Genomic DNA, 17,637 nt, shown 5'->3' on the forward strand with positions numbered 1-17,637 from the left:
AATGCAGTGGTCTGCAAGCGCAGATGCGGGAATCTACCGGGAGCCCGCAACGCTGTCAACGCCGCGTCTCAGCCCAGGCTGGCCAGGAACACCGCGCACAGGGCTTCCATGCCCTGGCGGTCGTCTTCGTCAAAGCGGTCGGGCACGGGGCTGTCCACGTCCCACACGCCGATCAACTGGCCCTGGTGCACCAGCGGCACCACGATCTCGGAACGCGAGGCCGCATCGCAGGCGATGTGGTCGGGAAAAGCATGCACGTCGGGCACCAGTTGGGTCTGGCGCTGGCTGGCGGCCGCGCCGCACACGCCGCGGTTCAGCGGGATGCGCACGCAAGCCGGCTTGCCCTGGAAGGGGCCCAGCACCAGTTCCGTGCCGTCGTAGAAATAGAAGCCCGCCCAGTTCAGGTCAGGCAGGGCCTGATAGGCCAGCGCGCTCAGGTTGGCGGCATTGGCGATGCGGTCATGCTCGCCTTCGAGCAGGGCGCGGGCCTGGGCGACCAGTCCGGCATACAGGGCGGCCTTGGAATCGGCGACGATGGGAGCGGCTTCGAACATGGGAAATGTAACTGTACAGGCGGTTATCGATGCAGGTGATTTTAGGGCTTGGCGCCATTAAGGGGGCCGGGCCGCTGCCGTGTGGGACAATAGTTTTTTGCCGAATGTTTTTTCCGCCGGGCCACCCCAAGGGATCAACCGCCCGTATTTTCCTACCCTTCTTGATCAAGAAGCACTCCATGGACAAGCCTCTCGAACCTGCGTTTTCCTTTTCGGAACGCGCCCAGCAACTCACCAGCTCCGCCATCCGCGAGATCCTCAAGGTAACCGAGCGCCCCGAAGTCATCTCGTTCGCTGGCGGCCTGCCGGCGCCCGGCGGCTTCCCGGTAGAGGTAGTTCGCGCGGCATTCGACAAGGTACTGTCCACCAACGGTCGCGCCGCGCTGCAGTACGGCCCCACCGAAGGTTTTGCGCCGCTGCGCCAATGGGTTGCTGATGACCTGAACAAGGCCGGCGCCAGCGTCGCCGCCGACCAGATCCTGATCGTGTCGGGTTCGCAGCAAGCGCTGGACCTGCTGGGCAAGGTGCTGATCGACAAGGACAGCAAGGTGCTGGTCGAAGACCCCAGTTACCTGGGCGCGCTGCAATCGTTCAGCCTGTACCAGCCCAACTTCGTGCCGGTGCCCACCGACGAAGGCGGCCTGATCCCCGAAGCCATCACGCCTGAACTGGCCGAAGGCGCCCGCTTCCTGTACGCCCTGCCCAACTTCCAGAACCCCACCGGCCGCACGCTGAGCCTGGAACGCCGCATCGCGCTGGTCAAACGCGCCGCGGAACTGAACCTGACCATCGTCGAGGACGATCCCTACGGCGAACTGCGCTACGCAGGCGAACCGCAGCCGGGCCTGATCGCGCTGGCCGCCGAGTACGGCGCCAACGTCGTGCGCCTGGGCACGTTCTCCAAGGTGCTGGCCCCCGGCCTGCGCCTGGGCTACATCGCCGCCGCACGCCCGCTCATCAACAAGCTGGTGCAAGCCAAGCAGGCCACCGACCTGCACACGCCCACGCTGACGCAGATGGCCGTGTACGAGATCGTCAAGGAAGGCTTCCTGGAAGAGCACCTGCCCAACGTCCGCGAGATCTACCGCGCCCAGGGCAGCTGCATGCTGGATGCCATCAAGCAGGAATTCCCGGACACCGTCACCTGGACCAAGCCGGAAGGCGGCATGTTCATCTGGCTGACGTTGCCCGAGCACATCGACAGCACCAAGCTGCTGGAAAAGGCCATCGCGCAAAACGTGGCGTTCGTGCCCGGCGCGCCGTTCTATTGCGGCGCCGGCAAGACCAACACGCTGCGCCTGAGCTTTGCCACCGTGCCGGAAGACAAGATCCGCCGCGGCATCGCCATCCTCGGCAAGCTGCTAAAAGCCGAGGTGTAGTAGGTCCCCCCCCGAAGCGCCTGTGGCGCTTCCCCCCCAGGGGGGCGCCGCTACGGACCGGCGGAGCCCGGATCCGTGCGGCCCCGCTTTCGCCACGACAGTGACGATATGACGCGGGTGCCTCGAAGGGGGGGGGTAGGACATGAACGGCGGCCGGGCGCGATGTCCGGCCGCCGTTGTTTTATGCTCTTGGTTTTCCCATTCCGTTTCGCCGTGACAGTGAGCGCCCCCCAACAATCTCCCGTCGACCTCAGCGACATCGTTTTCACCGACTGGGTCGAACGCTGGCTGCCCAAGTCCTGGCGGCCCTATGCCCGCCTGTGCCGCCTGGACCGCCCGATCGGCACCTGGCTGACCCTGCTGCCGGCCATTGCGGCGCTGATCCAGGCCGCGGGCGGCCTGCCGGACCTGCAGCGGCTGATCGTGTTTTCGCTGGGCGCCCTGCTGATGCGCGGCATCGGCTGCACCGTCAACGACATGTGCGACCGCAACTTCGACAAGCACGTCGAGCGCACGCGTTTCCGCCCTCTGACCAGCGGCCAGCTGACGATGAAGAACGCGGTCTGGTTCCTGCTCGGGCAATTGCTGGTCTGCGGGTCGCTGCTGTTCTTCCTGAACGAAATGAGCCGCTGGCTGGCCGTGGCCGTGCTGCCTTTCGTCTTCATCTACCCGCTGTGCAAGCGTGTCACCTACTGGCCGCAAGTGGTGCTGGGCATCTGCTTCAACTGGGGCATGCTGATGGCCTGGTCGGATACGCAGAACCACGTGCCGCTGGCCGCCATCGCCATGTGGGCGGGCGCCGTGCTGTGGCAGGTGGGCTACGACAGCATCTACGCCTACGTGGACGTGCGCGACGACCGCAGCCTGGGCCTGCATTCCACCGCCATGCGCTTTGGCGACCAGGGCAAGCTCTGGATCGGCGGCTTCTATCTGGCCACCATCGTGCTGTGGGCCTGGGGCGGCTACGCCATCGGCCTGTCGTGGGCCTATCAGGTCGGCATGGTGGCGGTGGCCGTGCACCTGGCGTGGCAGTTGAAGGTCTTCGACATCCAGCGCCCCGACCGCAACTTCATGCTGTTCCGCGCCAACCTCTGGCTGGGCGCGCTGCTGGTCGCCGCCGCACTGGCCGGCACGCTGATTCGCTGACGTCCTGCCGGCGCGGCAACGAACCCGGTCGATCGGCGGGGTCCGCGCCGCGCTGAGGCTGCGTTGATGCCGCGCATTGCGAGCATCGCGCGCAAGGCCCATGATGGAACCTCCGCAACGCATTACGGAGACCACGCATGCCCTCATTGCTCAAATCCCTGGCCTTGACGGCCGCCGCAGCCGCCGCCTTCGTGGCCATTCCGGCCCAGGCCGCCAGCGATTGCTCGGCCCAGCGCGGCTGCGCCGCCAAGTTCTGCGAAATCGAAAACGACATCGCCGCTGCCAAGGCCCAGAACAATACCCGCCGCGAAGCCGGCCTGCGCAAGGCCCTGGCCGAAGCCAAAGCGAATTGCACCGACAGCCGCCTGCAATCCCAGCGCGAAGCCGACGTGCGCGAGAAGCAGAACAAGGTCGCCGAGCGCGAAAGCGAGCTCAAGCAGGCCCGCGCCAAGGGCAAGCAGGACAAGATCGACAAAGCCCAGCGCAAACTGGACGAAGCCCAGGCGGAATACAACGCCGCGCTGGTCGAACTGAACCGCTGATTCCCTCCTCCTTGCCGGTCCCGGGCTTTTCCGGGGCTGCGCCCCCCACTCCCCCCGCCGCCAGACCTCCGCCCTACCGGGTGGACTACCTCCTATGGTGTCATCAAATGGAAATTCCACCACCCATGGTGCCATTTGGTGAAATGGAAACCTATTAGTCTTCTTTTTGGAAAGATGTTTTCAGAGAATCAGGGTTTATCCGGAGATGATTTGCGCCCAGAATGCATCTCATCGGGACACAGCAAGCGAACCCCAGGCAATCAGGCCAGCGGTTCGGCTCCCAAGCTCAAGACATTGGAGGTCTGCTATGAAAACCCTTGCTACCGCTTTGATGCTGTCCATGTCCGTTCTGGCTGCCGGCGCCCAAGCCGCCGAGGCTGATCAGGGCCCGACCCGCGCTCAGGTCCAAGCCGAACTGCAACAAGCCAAGGCCTCGGGCCAATACACCTTCGGCGAAGAAGGCTACCCCGCCGCCATCGCCCCGAAGTCGACCCTGACCTCGCAGCAAGTGCAAGCTGAACTGCAACAAGCCAAGAACGCCGGTGAAGTGACCTTCGGCAACCTGGACTACCCGCCCGTCGCCGCGGCTGAACAAGCCACCTCGCTGACCCGCGCCGAAGTCCGCACCGAACTGGCCCAAGCCAAGTCGGAAGGCCTGGTCACCTTCGGCAACCTGGACTACCCGCCCCTGGGCAGCTGATCCCCCCCTGGCCTCCCCGGCCAGGCAGCGCCCCAAAGCCCTCCGGCCCCAAACCGGAGGGCTTTGTTTTTGACGTTTCGATATTTAATTAAGTCGAATTGACGTTACCTATGGCCGATTCGACTATTTAGTCTCTACACATCGACAGCGACCGCGCATAGGATGAGCTCACCCTCTCCCCCATCCATGCAGGAGCCGCACCATGACCACCGCCTCTCCCCGGCCCGTCGTACTTCTGGGCGCCGGAAAAATCGGTTTCGCCATTGCCCTGATGCTGGAACGCAGCGGCGGCTATTCGGTACTGGTAGCCGACCAGGATCCCGAACGGCTGCGCATCGTGGCCGAACTGGGTTGTGAAACCCGTCAGATTTCCGGCGACGACTCCGTGGCGCAATGCATCGAGGGGCGTTACGCGGTCATCAACGCGCTGCCCTTTCACCGCGCCGCCGCGGTGGCCGGCCTGTGCGCCAAGGCGGGGGTGCACTACTTCGACCTGACCGAAGACGTGGCCAGCACGCACGCCATCCAGGCGCTGGCGGAAGACGCCCGCAGCGTGCTGATGCCGCAATGCGGCCTGGCCCCGGGTTTCATCGGCGTGGTCGGCAACGCGCTGGCGCGCCGCTTCGATACCCTGCTGGATCTGCGCATGCGCGTGGGCGCCCTGCCGCGCTATCCCTCCAACAGCCTGCGCTACAACCTGACCTGGAGCACCGAGGGACTGATCAACGAGTACTGCAATCCCTGCGAGGCCATCGTCGACGGCCAACTGACCAGCGTGCCCGCGCTGGAAGGCTACGAGACCTTCGCGCTGGACGGCGTGGAGTACGAAGCCTTCAACACGTCCGGCGGACTGGGCACCCTGCCCGCCACCTTGCGCGGCCGCGCCCGCAACGTGGACTACAAATCGGTGCGCTACCCGGGCCACTGCAGCATCATGAAATTGCTGCTCAACGACTTGCGCTTGCGGGACCGCCGCGACCTGCTCAAGGAAATTTTCGAAGCCGCCATTCCCACGACCGAACAGGACGTGATCGTGATCCAGGCTTCGGCATCGGGCCGCCGCCATGGCCGGCTGGAAGAGGAGTCCTACCCCATCCGCATCTTCGGCGCGGACGTCGACGGCCATCGCCTGAGCGCGATCCAGCTGTCCACCGCCGCCGGCATCTGCGCCGCGCTGGATCTGGTGGCGCAGGGCGCATTGCCGCAACGCGGGTTCGTCGGGCAGGAAGCCATCGATCTGGACGCGTTCATCAACAACCGCTTTGGCCGCGTGTACGCGGGCAAGCCGCTGGCGCTGGCGGGCAGCGGCGCCATGGCCGACCGCTGAACCACGACGCGCCCTCATGCGTCCTGCCCCGCGAGAGCGCAGGACGCTAGCTCCAGCCTTCCAGCCGCAGCGTCGCGCGCACCAGGCGCTGCTCTTCCTGCTCGATATCGGCCAGGCTCTGGCGCACGCTGTCCACGTGGTCCGCGGCCGCCTTGCGCGCCAGCTCCGGCTGGCGCGCCGTCACGGCGTTGAACAGCCGCGTGTGCTGCCGGTCGATCTGGCGTTTCTCGGGTTGGCGGTGGTAGAGGTTGTTGACGCAGGCGAAGACCGAGCCCAGCAGCAAGTCCGTCAGCGATTGCAGCGTATGCACCAGCACCGGATTGTGCGAAGCCTCGCAGATGGCCAGGTGAAAAGCATGGTCCAGATGCGCGTGCGTCGCCGTGTCGGTGGCCGTGCCCTGCGCCGCCACCATTTCGTCATAACGGCGGCGGATCATGATGAAGTCCGCCTCGGTGCCGCGTATGGCCGCCAGCCGGGCAGACTCGGCTTCCAGCAGCGAACGCACTTCCAGCAGGTCGTAGAGCGTGCGCGGCTGCGAATTGAACAGGTGCATCAGCGGACCGGCATCCACCTTGGATATGTGCGCCACATACGAACCCTTGCCTTGCGCGGTGTGGATGATCTCGCGCGCGCGCAAGAGCTTGAGCCCTTCGCGTAGGGCCGTGCGCGACACGCCCAGCTTCTCGGTCAGACGCCGTTCGGAAGGCAGCGCCTGGCCGGCCTTCAGCACGCCGTCCAGGATCAGGCGTTCGATCCGTTCGGCGACCTCGTCCGCCACCTGGCGAGGCTTTTCTTCAGTTTCCGCGTACATGCACTCTCCGCACCAGTGGTATGACCAAGCGCATCCCCGATCGGACCTCTTGCATCACACCCCCGTAAGTAGCTGATATAAAACCATAAAAATTACGGCTTTGCCCATACGGCAGTGCACAAACTGGTATGACCAGTGGGTTTTGATATGGACATTGCGGCAGGCGCGAACGATGATGTCGAGACCAGATACGCCCGGCGCGCGGCGTCGGCCAGTCCCTTACCGCTAGAGAACCGCATGACTCAACGCATCCAGCACCACGGCCTGCAAGTGGCGGCCAATCTCAATCAATTCATCGAACAGGAAGCCCTGCCCGGCACCGGCCTGGATGCCGAAGGCTTCTGGCAAGGCTTCGCGGCCCTGGTGGACGACCTGGCTCCGAAGAACCGCGCGTTGCTGGCCGAACGCGACCGCCTGCAGGCCGAGCTCGACGCATGGCACCGCGCCCACCCCGGCCCCATCGCCGATCCGGCCGCCTACCGCAAATTCCTGGAAGGCATCGGCTACCTGCTGCCGCAGCCGGCCAGTGTGCGCGCCACCACCGACAACGTCGACACCGAGATTTCGCAGCAGGCCGGCCCGCAGCTGGTCGTGCCCATGTCCAACTCGCGCTACGCGCTGAACGCCGCCAACGCGCGCTGGGGCAGCCTGTACGACGCGCTCTACGGCACCGACGCCATCCCTGCCACGCCCGGCGACACGGGCCGCGGCTACAACCCGGAACGCGGCGCCGCCGTCATCGCCCGCGCCCGCGCCTTCCTGGACACCGCCGCCCCGCTGGCCCAGGGCTCGCATGCCGACGCCCGCGGCTACACCGTGGAAAGCGGTCAACTGCGCGTGGCGCTGGCCAACGGCTCGACCGGCCTGAAGAATCCCGCGCAATTGGCAGGCTACCAGGGCGAGGCCTCCGCGCCTACGGCCATCCTGCTCAAGAACAACGGCCTGCACTTCGAAATCCAGATCGACCGCAGCCACAGCATCGGCGCCACCGACGCCGCAGGCGTCAAGGACGTGCTGGTGGAAGCCGCGCTCACCACCATCATGGACTGCGAGGATTCCGTCGCCGCCGTGGATGCCGAGGACAAGGTCCATATCTACCGCAACTGGCTCGGCCTGATGAAGGGCGACCTGACCGAAGAGGTCACCAAGGGCGGCAAGACCTTCACCCGCAAGCTCAACGCCGACCGCGACTACACGCGTCCCGACGGTTCGCCGCTGACCCTGCATGGCCGTTCGCTCATGTTCGTGCGCAACGTCGGCCACCTGATGACCAACCCGGCCATCCTGGACCGCGAGGGCCGCGAAATCCCCGAAGGCATCCTGGACGCCGTGGTCACCAGCCTGGCCGCGCTGCAGGACCGCAAGCACAAGCTGAATTCGCGCACCGGTTCCGTCTACATCGTGAAGCCGAAGATGCACGGCCCCGTCGAAGCCGCCTTCGCCAGCGAACTGTTCGACCGCGTCGAAGACCTGCTCAAGCTGCCGCGCAACACCCTGAAAATGGGCATCATGGACGAAGAGCGCCGCACCAGCATTAACCTCAAGGCGTGCATCGAGGCCGCCGCCGCGCGCGTGGCCTTCATCAACACCGGCTTCCTGGACCGCACCGGCGACGAAATGCACTCCAGCATGGAAGCCGGCCCGATGCTGCGCAAGGGCGACATGAAGTCCACCGCCTGGATCACCGCCTACGAGCGCAACAACGTGCTGGTCGGCCTGGATGCCGGCCTGCGCGGCCGCGCCCAGATCGGCAAGGGCATGTGGGCCATGCCGGACCTGATGGCCGCCATGCTGGAACAGAAGATCGCCCATCCCAAGGCCGGCGCCAACACCGCCTGGGTGCCTTCGCCCACCGCAGCCACGCTGCACGCGTTGCACTACCACCAGATCGACGTGCAGGCGGTGCAGCAGGAGCTGGAACGTACCAAGCTCGACAGCGTGCGCGATGACCTGCTGGGCGGCCTGCTGACGGTGCCGGTCGGCGATCCGTCCAAGTGGTCCGCGCAGGACATCCAGCAGGAGCTCGACAACAACGTGCAGGGCATCCTGGGCTACGTGGTGCGCTGGATCGACCAGGGCGTGGGCTGCTCCAAGGTGCCGGACATCCACAACGTCGGCCTGATGGAAGACCGCGCCACGCTGCGCATCTCCAGCCAACACATCGCCAACTGGCTGCGCCACGGCGTGACCAACCGCGAGCAGGTCATGGAAACCTTCAAGCGCATGGCCAAGGTGGTCGACGGCCAAAACGCGGGCGATACGCTCTACCGCCCGATGGCCGGCAACTTCGACACCTCGCTGGCATTCAAGGCTGCCTGCGCGCTGGTGTTCGAAGGCCTGACCCAGCCCAACGGCTACACCGAGCCGCTGCTGCACAAGTACCGCCTGGAGTTCAAGGCCAACCAGGCCTGATCCCGGCGCGCTTTTGCCGCAACAAGACCGGACAGCCTGGCTGTCCGGTTTTTTTTCGGGGCGCGACCCTGAAAAAAGCCAGGTCAATTTCGCACGGTCGTGCTAAATTTGCCGCATGACTGCCAAAACCGAGAAAAGCGAGCTGACCTTCGCGGCCATTGTGGACGCGGCCCTGGACATGGCCGCGGCGCAAGGCATGGAGAGCCTGTCGCTCGGCCAGGTGGCCAAGCGCCTGGGCATCAGCAAGAGCGGCGTGTTCTCGCGCGTGGGCTCGCTGGAAGCCCTGCAGCAGGCGGTGCTGGACGAATACGACCGGCGCTTCCTTGAAGCCGTGTTCACCCCGGCCCTGGCCCATCCCCGCGGCCTGCCCCGGCTCAACGCCCTGGTCTCGCTCTGGATCGAGCGCGCCAGCAATGTCGAAACGCTGACGGGCTGCATCTACGTGGCCGGCGCCTTCGAATACGACGACGTGGAATCGCCGCTGCGCTCGGTGCTGGAGGGCAATCTACGGCGCTGGCGCGGCGCCATGCTGCGCACGGTCAACCAGGCGCTCGAAGCCGGCCACGTCAGGCCGGACACGGATCCCGAGCAGCTCGTATTCGAGGTCTACAGCCTGATGATCGGGCTGATGCACGATGCCCGCTTCCTGCGGGATCCCAAGGCTCCCCAGCGCGTGCGGGCGGCCTATGAACGATTGATTTCCACCTACCGCAGTTTCAAGTACCTCGAGTAGCCGTATTTCCAGCGCCGGCCCGTGCCGGCAATTCTTTACTTTAATTTCGCACGGTCGTGCGAAATTTTCCAGGAGCCTGACATGTGGATCGTTATCGCAGTGATCGCCGTTTCAGCCGGGGGCAGCGTCTGGCTGCAGTGGCGCGAGCTGCTCAAGCAGTTACCAGACCGCGCCGAGCATCTGGTACTTTTCTAGAAAGACATGGCCATCCCGTTCTATATTTCGAGTTCGCCTGTCCCGAACGTCGTCATGCCGCGCTCCAATCATCTACTGATCATCGATCCGCAGAATGACTTCTGCGACCTGCCCGAGTCGTACCTGCCCACGGATCCCGTGACGGGCGCCGCGCACGCGCCCGCCCTGCCTGTGGCCGGCGCCCACGCCGACATGCAGCGGCTCGCGCACTTCATCGACACGACCGCGCCCGCGCTTACCTCGATCACGGTGACGCTGGATTCGCACCATCGCCTGGACATCGCCCATCCGACCTTCTGGTCCACCGGCGACGGCCAGCCCGTGGCGCCGTACACGCAGATCACGGCGGCACAGCTGCGCGCGGGCGATTTCCGGCCGCGCCACGACGACGACCTGCCGCGTACCCTGTCGTACCTGGACGAACTCGAGGCGCGCGGCCGCTACACGCTGATGGTGTGGCCGCTGCATTGCGAAATCGGCACCTGGGGCCATAACGTGCATGCGGACGTGCGCGCGGCCTACAGCCGTTGGGAAGACGAGCGCCAGTTCATCGTGCGCAAGGTGCCCAAGGGTATGAACCCCTGGACCGAACACTACAGCGCGCTGATGGCCGAAGTCCCTGATGCCGACGATCCGCGCAGCCAGCTCAACCGCAGCCTGCTCGATTCGCTGGACCGCGCCGAACTCATCCTGATCGCCGGCCAGGCCGGCAGCCATTGCGTCAAGGCCACTGTCGAACACCTGGCCGAGCACCTGCCCGGCCGCGACCTGTCGCGCCTGGTGTTGCTGACGGACTGCATGAGCCCCGTCGCGGGCTTCGAAGACGCACAGGCAACCTTCCAGCAACGCATGCGCGACCTGGGTATCCAGGCGCGCACCAGCGTCGACATGGCGCGGGCGCTGCTCGCGGCCTGATCCCGCCGCGCAAAACACAACGGCCGCCTGCTTGCGCATGGCGGCCGTGGTTGATGGGCTGCGTGGAGCGGGAACGCTCAGGCGGCGCTGCCGTGCTTGCCGTCGCACTCCACGTACAGCGCGCCGATGGCCTCGCACAATGCCGCGGGCTGTTGGAACAGGCGCGCCACCAATATGCAACCTTGCACCGTGGCGAACACCGCGCGGCCAGCCGCCTCCGGCGTGCCAGAGAACTTCATCGTGCCCTGCGCCGCGCCTTCGGCCAGCACGCGTGCCAACCAGGCTTCGTGCGCGCGGAAGAATCCTTGCAATGCGCCACGCACGCGTTCGGGCAGCGAATTGACCTCGGCCGCCAGCATGCCGGCCAGACAGAGCTCGCCCGACCCGCAGGCGCGCGATTCCATCATCGACAGATATTGGTCGAGCTGCGCTTGCGCCGGCAGCGACGTGTCGATCCCGCGCATCGCGGCCAGCGCGCGCGCGCTGTAGGCTTCGACCGCCTCGTAGAGCAAGTCGTCCTTGCCAGGAAAGTAATAGTGGATGCTGGACGTCTTTACGCCCACGTGCTCAGCCAGGTCGCGGTAGCTGAAGCCGTTGCATCCGCGCGTGCGGATCAGCTTCTCGGCGTGCGCCAGAAGCTGTTCGCGAGTGGTGTTGGAAGTAGGAGTGTCCATGGCTGAATATTACCTACTAATAGGTTGATTCGTCATCGGTTCCGGCAGCGTTGCCACTGCTCCAAAACCCTTGCGGACCCCGGCCGGGAATCATCCCGCCCCCCGGGATCCGCATGTACCGGCATGAAGCTCAGCCTTGCACGGGCGGGTAGTCCAGCTCACCGCTGTCGGTCAGGCCATGCGCGCGGGCGGCGGCCAATTCCTGCTGCACTTGCTTGCGGCTCTTGTCGCCGGCCGCGGCAAACATCGTGGCGGCGTAGCCTTCTTCGCCCGACACCAGCTCGCCATTGGCGCGCGCTTCGGCCAGTTCCTGCTGCACCTGGGCGCGGGTCACCGTGCTTTCCGTGTTCAGGGGAGGCGGATAGTCCAGTTCGCCGGCTTGGGCGGCGCCGATGAAGGAAGCGGACAGGATCAGGGCGGATACGAGGGTCTTCATGGTTGATCTCCAGTAAGGATCAGGTGCTGCGTCAGGGTTTCGATGGAGCTATCTACTTATAGATAGACATCGAGGGAAAAAAACTCAGCCTTGCACGGGCGGGTAAGCCAGTTCGGCGCTGTCGGTCAGGCCTTGGGCGCGGGCGGCGGCCAGTTCCTTCTGGACCTGGGCGCGGCTCTTGTCGCCAGAGGCGGTAAAGATCGTGGCGGCGTAGCCTTCTTCGCCAGACACCAGTTCGCCATTGGCGCGAGCCTGGGCCAGTTCCTGCTGCACCTGGGCGCGGGTCACCGTGCTTTCGGTGTTCAGGGCAGGCGGATAGTCCAGTTCGCCGGCTTGGGCGGCGCCAATGAAGGAAGCGGACAGGATCAGGGCGGATACGAGGGTCTTCATGGTTGATCTCCAGATAACGATTGCGTAGCGGTTCAAAAAACTATCTACTTATAGGTAGACAAGAAGGGAAATAAAAAAGCGGTCCTACTGTATTTCTGGTTTCGACGTCGGCGGGTGTTTGGTTTGCTGCGTCGATGGATGAATCTTATCTACTACTAGGTAGATGGCGCAAGGGGGTTTTGTGAAACAAAATAATTCAAGCAACACCAGGACTTCGCCTCACCTATACCGGAATGGCGCCCCATCCGCGAGTCGGCCTCTCGAACGCGTCGGCCCACACTACCGCCAGGGGCAACAAAAAACCCGGTAAATCAGGAATTTACCGGGTTCTTGTTGAAGTCTGATGCCGCGCTGTGGCTTAGAACGGAATATCGTCGTCCATATCCGCCAGATTAGCGCCGCTGCTGGCCGGAGCCGCGGCGGGAGCCGGGCGCTGTTGCGGGGCCGGGCGTTGGGCCGGGGCGCGCTGCTGCTGCGGGCGCGAAGGCGCGTCGTCGTAGCCGCCACCGCCGCCGAAGCTTGCGCCACCGCCGCCGCCGTCTTCGCGGCCGCCCAGCATCTGCATCTGGTCGGCAACGATTTCGGTGCTGTAGCGGTCAGCGCCGGTGTCCTTGTCTTGCCACTTGCGCGTCTTCAGGCGGCCTTCGATGTAGACCGAGCGGCCCTTCTTCAGGTACTCGCCGGCGATTTCAGCCAGGCGGTTGTACATGACTACGCGGTGCCATTCCGTTTCTTCGCGGCGTTCGCCCGAAGCCTTGTCTTTCCAGGTGGAGGTGGTGGCAATGGACATATTGCAGATTGCCGCCCCTTCGGGGCTGTAGCGGACTTCCGGGTCGCGTCCCAGATTGCCCACGAGTATGACTTTGTTAACCGATGCCATGCCGTTGTCCCTCTGTTGTTGACAGCCTGCGTGTGCGTTGCCGCGGACGCGCCGGCAACAACATAAAAGCGATGATGTTGAAGACCGGCTTCATGAAACACGCCGGTCACCGCAACGATGACCGGCGACGCCGGGTTGAACCCTGAGTGAAGCCCTGATTTGATGCGTATTATCGACGAAAAGCGCCCGCCGCGCCAAACCAGGATGTGACAAAGCCGTCCACCCCAGCCATGGAATTTTCGCGTCTGTTGGGCGCTTTTCGGGGTGGGATCCCGACTTTTCAGCCGGCCCGCGCCGATGCCTGGCGGTCCGGTTCGGGCAACGGCCGCAGGGCCCAGGTCACCGCCAGCCAGATCGCCGACAGGGCGGCGGCGGCGATGAAAACGGCGCTGGAACCGGAATGCGAGGCCAGCCAGCCGCCCAGCGCGCCACCCGCGAACAGGCCGGCGGCCTGGGCGGTGTTGTAGAAGCCCAGCGCCAGGCCCTTGTAGGCCTGCGGCGCGACCCGCGACACCAGCGACGGTTGCAGGGCTTCCAGCACATTGAAGGCCACGAAGAAGCCCGTCAGGGCGGCTGCCAGGGTGTAGAAGCCATGGCTGGCCGCGGGCAGCAAGGCGCACACCAGCACCAGCCCGGCCACGGCGGCGCGCAGGGCGCCGCGATGGGCGCGGCGCTTTTCGGCGACGAACACCACCGGCACCATCAGCACGAAGGAAACCAGGATGACCGGCAGATAGACCTTCCAGAGCTCGCGCGCGTCCAGGCCGCCCACCTTCGCCAGCAGGGCGGGCACCACGACAAACAGCGCCACCTGGATCAGGTGCAGGACAAAAACGCCGAAATTCAGGCGCAGCAGGTCGCTGTGGGTCAGGACTTCGCGCGGCCGGGCGGCCTGCATGGTGCGGGCCTGGGTCAGCGGCACCACGGGTACCACCCAGCCGGCCACGGCCAGGCAGATCACGCCCAGACAGGCGATGGTCCAGAACAGGCCGGACAGGCCCCACCAGCCCACCAGCACGGGCGACAGGACCAGCGACACGGCGAAGGACAGGCCGATCGACCCGCCCACCATGGCCATGGCCCGGGTGCGGACCTCGTCGCGGGTGGAGTCCGCCAGCCAGGCGGTGACGGCCGCGGAAATCGCCCCGGCGCCCTGGATGGCGCGGCCGATGGTGATCCAGTACACGTCGGACGCCTGTGCACAGACGATGCTGCCCGCCACGAACAGCAGCAGGCCGAACAGCACCACGGGACGCCGGCCCCAGCGGTCGGACGCCAGGCCGAAGGGAATCTGCATGAAGGCCTGGGTCAGGCCGTACATGCCCAGCGCCAGGCCGACGCGGGCCGGATCGTCCCCGCCCGGCATGCCGGCGGCGGCCACGGCGAAGACGGGCAGCAACAGGAACAGCCCCAGCATCCGCGCGGCGAACAGTCCGGCCAGCGCCACGCTGGCGCGGCGTTCGGACGGGGTCAATTTCAGTTTTTTATCTGCCTGCATGCGAAAAATTCAACGATGACTAGGACTCGCCCGCGCGCGTGGATGTCACACGCCCACGGTCTGATCTGGCGGTGCGGCGCCGCCCCCCGGGTCTATCCAGGCTGGAGTACTGCCCCGAACGCAGGGGGATTCGGCGCGCTATAGTACCAAGTTGGCCTTTGAAACCGCTTAAAAGAGCCCGATGGACGTGACAATACGCATTCGGGGTGCGCGCACCCACAATCTCAAGAACGTCTCGCTCGACCTGCCACGCCACAAGCTGGTGGTCGTCACCGGCTTGTCCGGCTCGGGCAAATCGTCGCTGGCCTTCGACACGCTGTACGCGGAAGGCCAACGCCGCTACGTGGAAAGCCTGTCCGCCTACGCCCGCCAGTTCCTGCAGCTGATGGACAAGCCGGACGTGGACCTGATCGAGGGCCTGTCCCCGGCCATCTCCATCGAACAGAAGGCCGCGGGCCACAACCCCCGCTCCACCGTCGGCACCATCACCGAGATCCACGACTACCTGCGCCTCCTGTACGCGCGGGTCGGTACGCCCTATTGCCCTGACCACGGCCTGCCATTACAGGCGCAAAGCGTCAGCCAGATGGTGGACGCGGTGCTGTCCTGGACGCCCGAAACCCGGCTGGCGGTACTGGCGCCCATAGCCCGCGGCAAGAAAGGCAGTTTCGAGGACGAATGCGCCAGCCTGCAGGCGCAGGGCTACGTGCGTCTGCGCGTGGACGGCCAGCTGACCGAAATCGACGGCATGGCGCCGCTGAAGAAGACCGAGAAGCACGACATCGACGTCGTCATCGACCGGCTGCGCATCAAGCCTGAAAGCAAGCAGCGCCTGGCGGAAAGCTTCGAGACCGCGTTGCAGCTGGCCGAGGGCCGCGCCCTGGCGCTGGACATGGACAGCGGCCGCGAACAGGTCTTCTCCAGCCGCTACGCCTGCCCGGTGTGCAGCCACAGCCTGCCCGAGCTGGAGCCGCGCCTGTTCAGCTTCAACAATCCCATGGGCGCCTGCCCCAGTTGCGATGGCATCGGCCAGGTCGGCTTCTTCGACCCCAAGCGCGTGGTCGCCTTCCCGGAGCTGAGCCTGGCGGCCGGCGCCATCCGCGGCTGGGACCGCCGCAACGCCTTCACGCATTCGCTCTTGACCAGCCTGGCGGCGCACTATGAATTCGACATCGAAGCGCCCTTCGAGGAACTGCCCGAGGCGTTGCGCGACAAGGTGCTGTACGGCTCCGGCGACGAAGAGATCTCGTTCCTCTACCTGAACGAAAAAGGCCGCAGCACGGTCAAGCGCCATACATTCGAAGGCGTGATCCCGAACCTGGAGCGCCGCTGGCGCGAAACCGATTCGGCCACCGTGCGCGAAGAGCTCGGCAAGTACCGCAACATCAAGACCTGCCCGGACTGCGGCGGCTCGCGCCTGCGGCCCGAGGCCCGCAACGTGCTGATCGGCCAGGATCCGCGCGGCGGCGAACGCCACGGTCAGGCCATCTACGAGGTCGAGGCCATGCCGCTGTCGACCTGCCTTACCTGGTTCCGCGACCTGAGCCTGACGGGCGCCAAGCAGGAGATCGCGCAACGCATCGTGCGCGAGATCGAGGCGCGCCTGAGCTTCCTGAACAACGTCGGCCTGAACTATCTGTCGCTGGACCGCAGCGCCGATACCATCTCGGGCGGCGAGGCGCAGCGCATCCGCCTGGCCAGCCAGATCGGCTCGGGCCTGACCGGCGTGATGTACGTGCTGGACGAGCCCTCCATCGGCCTGCACCAGCGCGACAACGACCGCCTCATCGGCACCCTGCAGCACCTGCGCGACCTAGGCAATAGCGTCATCGTCGTGGAGCACGACGAAGACATGATCCGCATGGCCGACTGGGTCGTGGACATGGGACCGGGCGCGGGCGAGCACGGCGGCCAGGTGGTGGCGCAGGGCGACCCGGAAACCGTGCAGCGCGACCCCCAGTCGCTGACCGGCCAGTACCTGAGCGGCGCGCGCGCCATCGCCATCCCGAAGCGACGCCCCGTCAACGACGAACTGTCCTGGCTCACCCTGACGGGCGCCAGCGGCAACAACCTGAAGAACGTGGACCTGCGCATCCCCGCGGGCCGGCTGGTGTGCGTGACCGGCGTGTCCGGTTCGGGCAAGTCCACGCTGGTCAACGACACGCTGGCGGTCGCCGTGTCGCGCCAGCTGCATCATGCGCAGAGCGAACCCGCTCCTTACGTGTCGATGCAGGGACTGGAGAACTTCGACAAGATCATCAGCGTGGACCAGAGCCCCATCGGCCGCACGCCGCGCAGCAACCCCGCGACCTACACGGGCCTGTTCACGCCCATCCGCGAACTCTTCGCGGGCGTGCCGGAAGCGCGCACCCGCGGCTACGACCCGGGGCGCTTCAGCTTCAACGTCAAGGGCGGGCGCTGCGAGGCCTGCCAGGGCGACGGCGTGGTCAAGGTCGAAATGCATTTCCTGCCCGACATGTACGTGCCTTGCGACGTCTGCCACGGCAAGCGCTACAACCGCGAAACGCTGGAAATCCGCTATCGCGGCCGCAACATCAGCGAAGTGCTGGACCTGACGGTCGAGCAGGCGCTGGAATACTTCGAGTCCGTGCCGGCCATCGCCCGCAAGCTGCACACGCTGATCGACGTGGGCCTGTCGTATATCCGGCTGGGCCAGAGCGCGACCACCCTGTCGGGCGGTGAAGCGCAGCGCGTGAAGCTGTCGCAGGAACTGTCGCGGCGCAGCACCGGCCGCACGCTCTACATCCTGGACGAGCCCACCACGGGCCTGCATTTCCGCGACATCGAGCTGCTGCTGCAGGTGCTGAACCAGCTGGTCGACAGCGGCAACACGGTGCTGATCATCGAACACAACCTGGACGTCATCAAGACCGCGGACTGGGTGGTCGACATGGGTCCCGAAGGCGGCGACGGCGGCGGGCGCGTGGTGGCGCAGGGCACGCCCGAAGACGTGGCCGGCACGTCCGCCAGCCACACCGGACAATACCTGGGCAAGCTGCTGCGCCGCTGAACCGGCGCCTGAAT

Annotated in this window: 16 protein-coding genes; 9 read left to right on the forward strand and 7 right to left on the reverse strand. The window is 65.7% G+C overall.

The genetic code is table 11. From position 1 onward, the window contains the following. Positions 1 to 68: 68 nt before the first annotated feature. Positions 69 to 554, reverse strand: coding sequence for a GAF domain-containing protein (locus IB258_RS21080; RefSeq protein WP_192353158.1), 486 nt, complete (start codon positions 552 to 554; stop codon positions 69 to 71). A gap of 179 nt (positions 555 to 733) precedes the next feature. Here IB258_RS21080 and IB258_RS21085 point away from each other — a divergent pair, with 179 nt between their 5' ends. The 5 genes from IB258_RS21085 to IB258_RS21105 all read left to right on the forward strand — a co-directional run bounded on the left by IB258_RS21085 (position 734) and on the right by IB258_RS21105 (position 5,648). Beyond that, positions 734 to 1,933 (forward strand): PLP-dependent aminotransferase family protein, encoded by a 1,200-nt coding sequence (locus tag IB258_RS21085; RefSeq protein WP_119451792.1) that lies wholly within the window; start codon positions 734 to 736, stop codon positions 1,931 to 1,933. A gap of 219 nt (positions 1,934 to 2,152) precedes the next feature. After that, positions 2,153 to 3,079, forward strand: a complete 927-nt coding sequence (gene ubiA / locus IB258_RS21090) for a 4-hydroxybenzoate octaprenyltransferase (RefSeq protein WP_054457303.1) — start codon at positions 2,153 to 2,155, stop codon at positions 3,077 to 3,079. Between the two features lie 137 nt (positions 3,080 to 3,216). Continuing rightward, complete coding sequence (locus IB258_RS21095) at positions 3,217 to 3,621, forward strand: DUF1090 domain-containing protein (RefSeq protein ID WP_054457151.1); 405 nt, start codon at positions 3,217 to 3,219, stop codon at positions 3,619 to 3,621. 307 nt (positions 3,622 to 3,928) lie between these two features. After that, positions 3,929 to 4,321 (forward strand): DUF4148 domain-containing protein, encoded by a 393-nt coding sequence (locus IB258_RS21100; protein WP_082401215.1) that lies wholly within the window; start codon positions 3,929 to 3,931, stop codon positions 4,319 to 4,321. Between the two features lie 202 nt (positions 4,322 to 4,523). Beyond that, a complete protein-coding gene (locus IB258_RS21105; protein ID WP_054457155.1) occupies positions 4,524 to 5,648 on the forward strand; it encodes a saccharopine dehydrogenase family protein in 1,125 nt (374 codons plus the stop codon). A 46-nt stretch (positions 5,649 to 5,694) separates the two neighbouring features. Here IB258_RS21105 and glcC read toward each other — a convergent pair whose 3' ends face one another. Beyond that, positions 5,695 to 6,459, reverse strand: coding sequence for a transcriptional regulator GlcC (glcC, locus tag IB258_RS21110; protein WP_192353159.1), 765 nt, complete (start codon positions 6,457 to 6,459; stop codon positions 5,695 to 5,697). A gap of 237 nt (positions 6,460 to 6,696) precedes the next feature. Here glcC and IB258_RS21115 point away from each other — a divergent pair, with 237 nt between their 5' ends. The 3 genes from IB258_RS21115 to IB258_RS21125 all read left to right on the forward strand — a co-directional run bounded on the left by IB258_RS21115 (position 6,697) and on the right by IB258_RS21125 (position 10,714). Beyond that, positions 6,697 to 8,871, forward strand: a complete 2,175-nt coding sequence (locus tag IB258_RS21115) for a malate synthase G (RefSeq protein ID WP_119449716.1) — start codon at positions 6,697 to 6,699, stop codon at positions 8,869 to 8,871. A gap of 115 nt (positions 8,872 to 8,986) precedes the next feature. Next, positions 8,987 to 9,604 (forward strand): TetR/AcrR family transcriptional regulator, encoded by a 618-nt coding sequence (locus IB258_RS21120; RefSeq protein WP_054457157.1) that lies wholly within the window; start codon positions 8,987 to 8,989, stop codon positions 9,602 to 9,604. A 249-nt stretch (positions 9,605 to 9,853) separates the two neighbouring features. Next, positions 9,854 to 10,714, forward strand: a complete 861-nt coding sequence (locus IB258_RS21125; RefSeq protein ID WP_054457305.1) for a hypothetical protein — start codon at positions 9,854 to 9,856, stop codon at positions 10,712 to 10,714. Between the two features lie 77 nt (positions 10,715 to 10,791). On the opposite strand, the gene IB258_RS21130 is transcribed toward IB258_RS21125, so the two are convergent. The 5 genes from IB258_RS21130 to IB258_RS21150 form a co-directional block, all read right to left on the reverse strand. Next, positions 10,792 to 11,388, reverse strand: a complete 597-nt coding sequence (locus tag IB258_RS21130) for a TetR/AcrR family transcriptional regulator (protein ID WP_192353160.1) — start codon at positions 11,386 to 11,388, stop codon at positions 10,792 to 10,794. 130 nt (positions 11,389 to 11,518) lie between these two features. Then, positions 11,519 to 11,824, reverse strand: a complete 306-nt coding sequence (locus tag IB258_RS21135; protein ID WP_192353161.1) for a DUF4148 domain-containing protein — start codon at positions 11,822 to 11,824, stop codon at positions 11,519 to 11,521. An 84-nt stretch (positions 11,825 to 11,908) separates the two neighbouring features. Continuing rightward, the gene (locus IB258_RS21140) at positions 11,909 to 12,214 is read right to left on the reverse strand and encodes a DUF4148 domain-containing protein (RefSeq protein WP_192353162.1); all 306 of its coding nucleotides are present in this window, start codon (positions 12,212 to 12,214) and stop codon (positions 11,909 to 11,911) included. Between the two features lie 358 nt (positions 12,215 to 12,572). Beyond that, positions 12,573 to 13,094 (reverse strand): single-stranded DNA-binding protein, encoded by a 522-nt coding sequence (gene ssb / locus IB258_RS21145; protein WP_119449719.1) that lies wholly within the window; start codon positions 13,092 to 13,094, stop codon positions 12,573 to 12,575. A gap of 280 nt (positions 13,095 to 13,374) precedes the next feature. Next, positions 13,375 to 14,592, reverse strand: coding sequence for an MFS transporter (locus IB258_RS21150; protein WP_054457175.1), 1,218 nt, complete (start codon positions 14,590 to 14,592; stop codon positions 13,375 to 13,377). Positions 14,593 to 14,779: 187 nt separating this feature from the next. Between IB258_RS21150 and uvrA the strand changes: the two genes are divergently transcribed. Next, complete coding sequence (uvrA, locus tag IB258_RS21155; RefSeq protein ID WP_370126359.1) at positions 14,780 to 17,623, forward strand: excinuclease ABC subunit UvrA; 2,844 nt, start codon at positions 14,780 to 14,782, stop codon at positions 17,621 to 17,623. The last annotated feature ends 14 nt before the right edge of the window (positions 17,624 to 17,637 follow it).

Source organism: Achromobacter sp. ACM02 (genome assembly GCF_014851605.1).
In the GTDB taxonomy this organism is placed as follows: domain Bacteria; phylum Pseudomonadota; class Gammaproteobacteria; order Burkholderiales; family Burkholderiaceae_B; genus Achromobacter; species Achromobacter aegrifaciens.

Coding starts and splice junctions, on each gene's coding strand:
- IB258_RS21080 (WP_192353158.1), bottom strand. CDS start 554: ATGTTCGAAGCCGCTCCCATCGTCGCCGATTCCAAGGCCGCCCTGTAT.
- IB258_RS21085 (WP_119451792.1), top strand. CDS start 734: ATGGACAAGCCTCTCGAACCTGCGTTTTCCTTTTCGGAACGCGCCCAG.
- IB258_RS21095 (WP_054457151.1), top strand. CDS start 3,217: ATGCCCTCATTGCTCAAATCCCTGGCCTTGACGGCCGCCGCAGCCGCC.
- IB258_RS21100 (WP_082401215.1), top strand. CDS start 3,929: ATGAAAACCCTTGCTACCGCTTTGATGCTGTCCATGTCCGTTCTGGCT.
- IB258_RS21105 (WP_054457155.1), top strand. CDS start 4,524: ATGACCACCGCCTCTCCCCGGCCCGTCGTACTTCTGGGCGCCGGAAAA.
- glcC (WP_192353159.1), bottom strand. CDS start 6,459: ATGTACGCGGAAACTGAAGAAAAGCCTCGCCAGGTGGCGGACGAGGTC.
- IB258_RS21115 (WP_119449716.1), top strand. CDS start 6,697: ATGACTCAACGCATCCAGCACCACGGCCTGCAAGTGGCGGCCAATCTC.
- IB258_RS21120 (WP_054457157.1), top strand. CDS start 8,987: ATGACTGCCAAAACCGAGAAAAGCGAGCTGACCTTCGCGGCCATTGTG.
- IB258_RS21125 (WP_054457305.1), top strand. CDS start 9,854: ATGCCGCGCTCCAATCATCTACTGATCATCGATCCGCAGAATGACTTC.
- IB258_RS21130 (WP_192353160.1), bottom strand. CDS start 11,388: ATGGACACTCCTACTTCCAACACCACTCGCGAACAGCTTCTGGCGCAC.
- IB258_RS21135 (WP_192353161.1), bottom strand. CDS start 11,824: ATGAAGACCCTCGTATCCGCCCTGATCCTGTCCGCTTCCTTCATCGGC.
- IB258_RS21140 (WP_192353162.1), bottom strand. CDS start 12,214: ATGAAGACCCTCGTATCCGCCCTGATCCTGTCCGCTTCCTTCATTGGC.
- ssb (WP_119449719.1), bottom strand. CDS start 13,094: ATGGCATCGGTTAACAAAGTCATACTCGTGGGCAATCTGGGACGCGAC.
- IB258_RS21150 (WP_054457175.1), bottom strand. CDS start 14,592: ATGCAGGCAGATAAAAAACTGAAATTGACCCCGTCCGAACGCCGCGCC.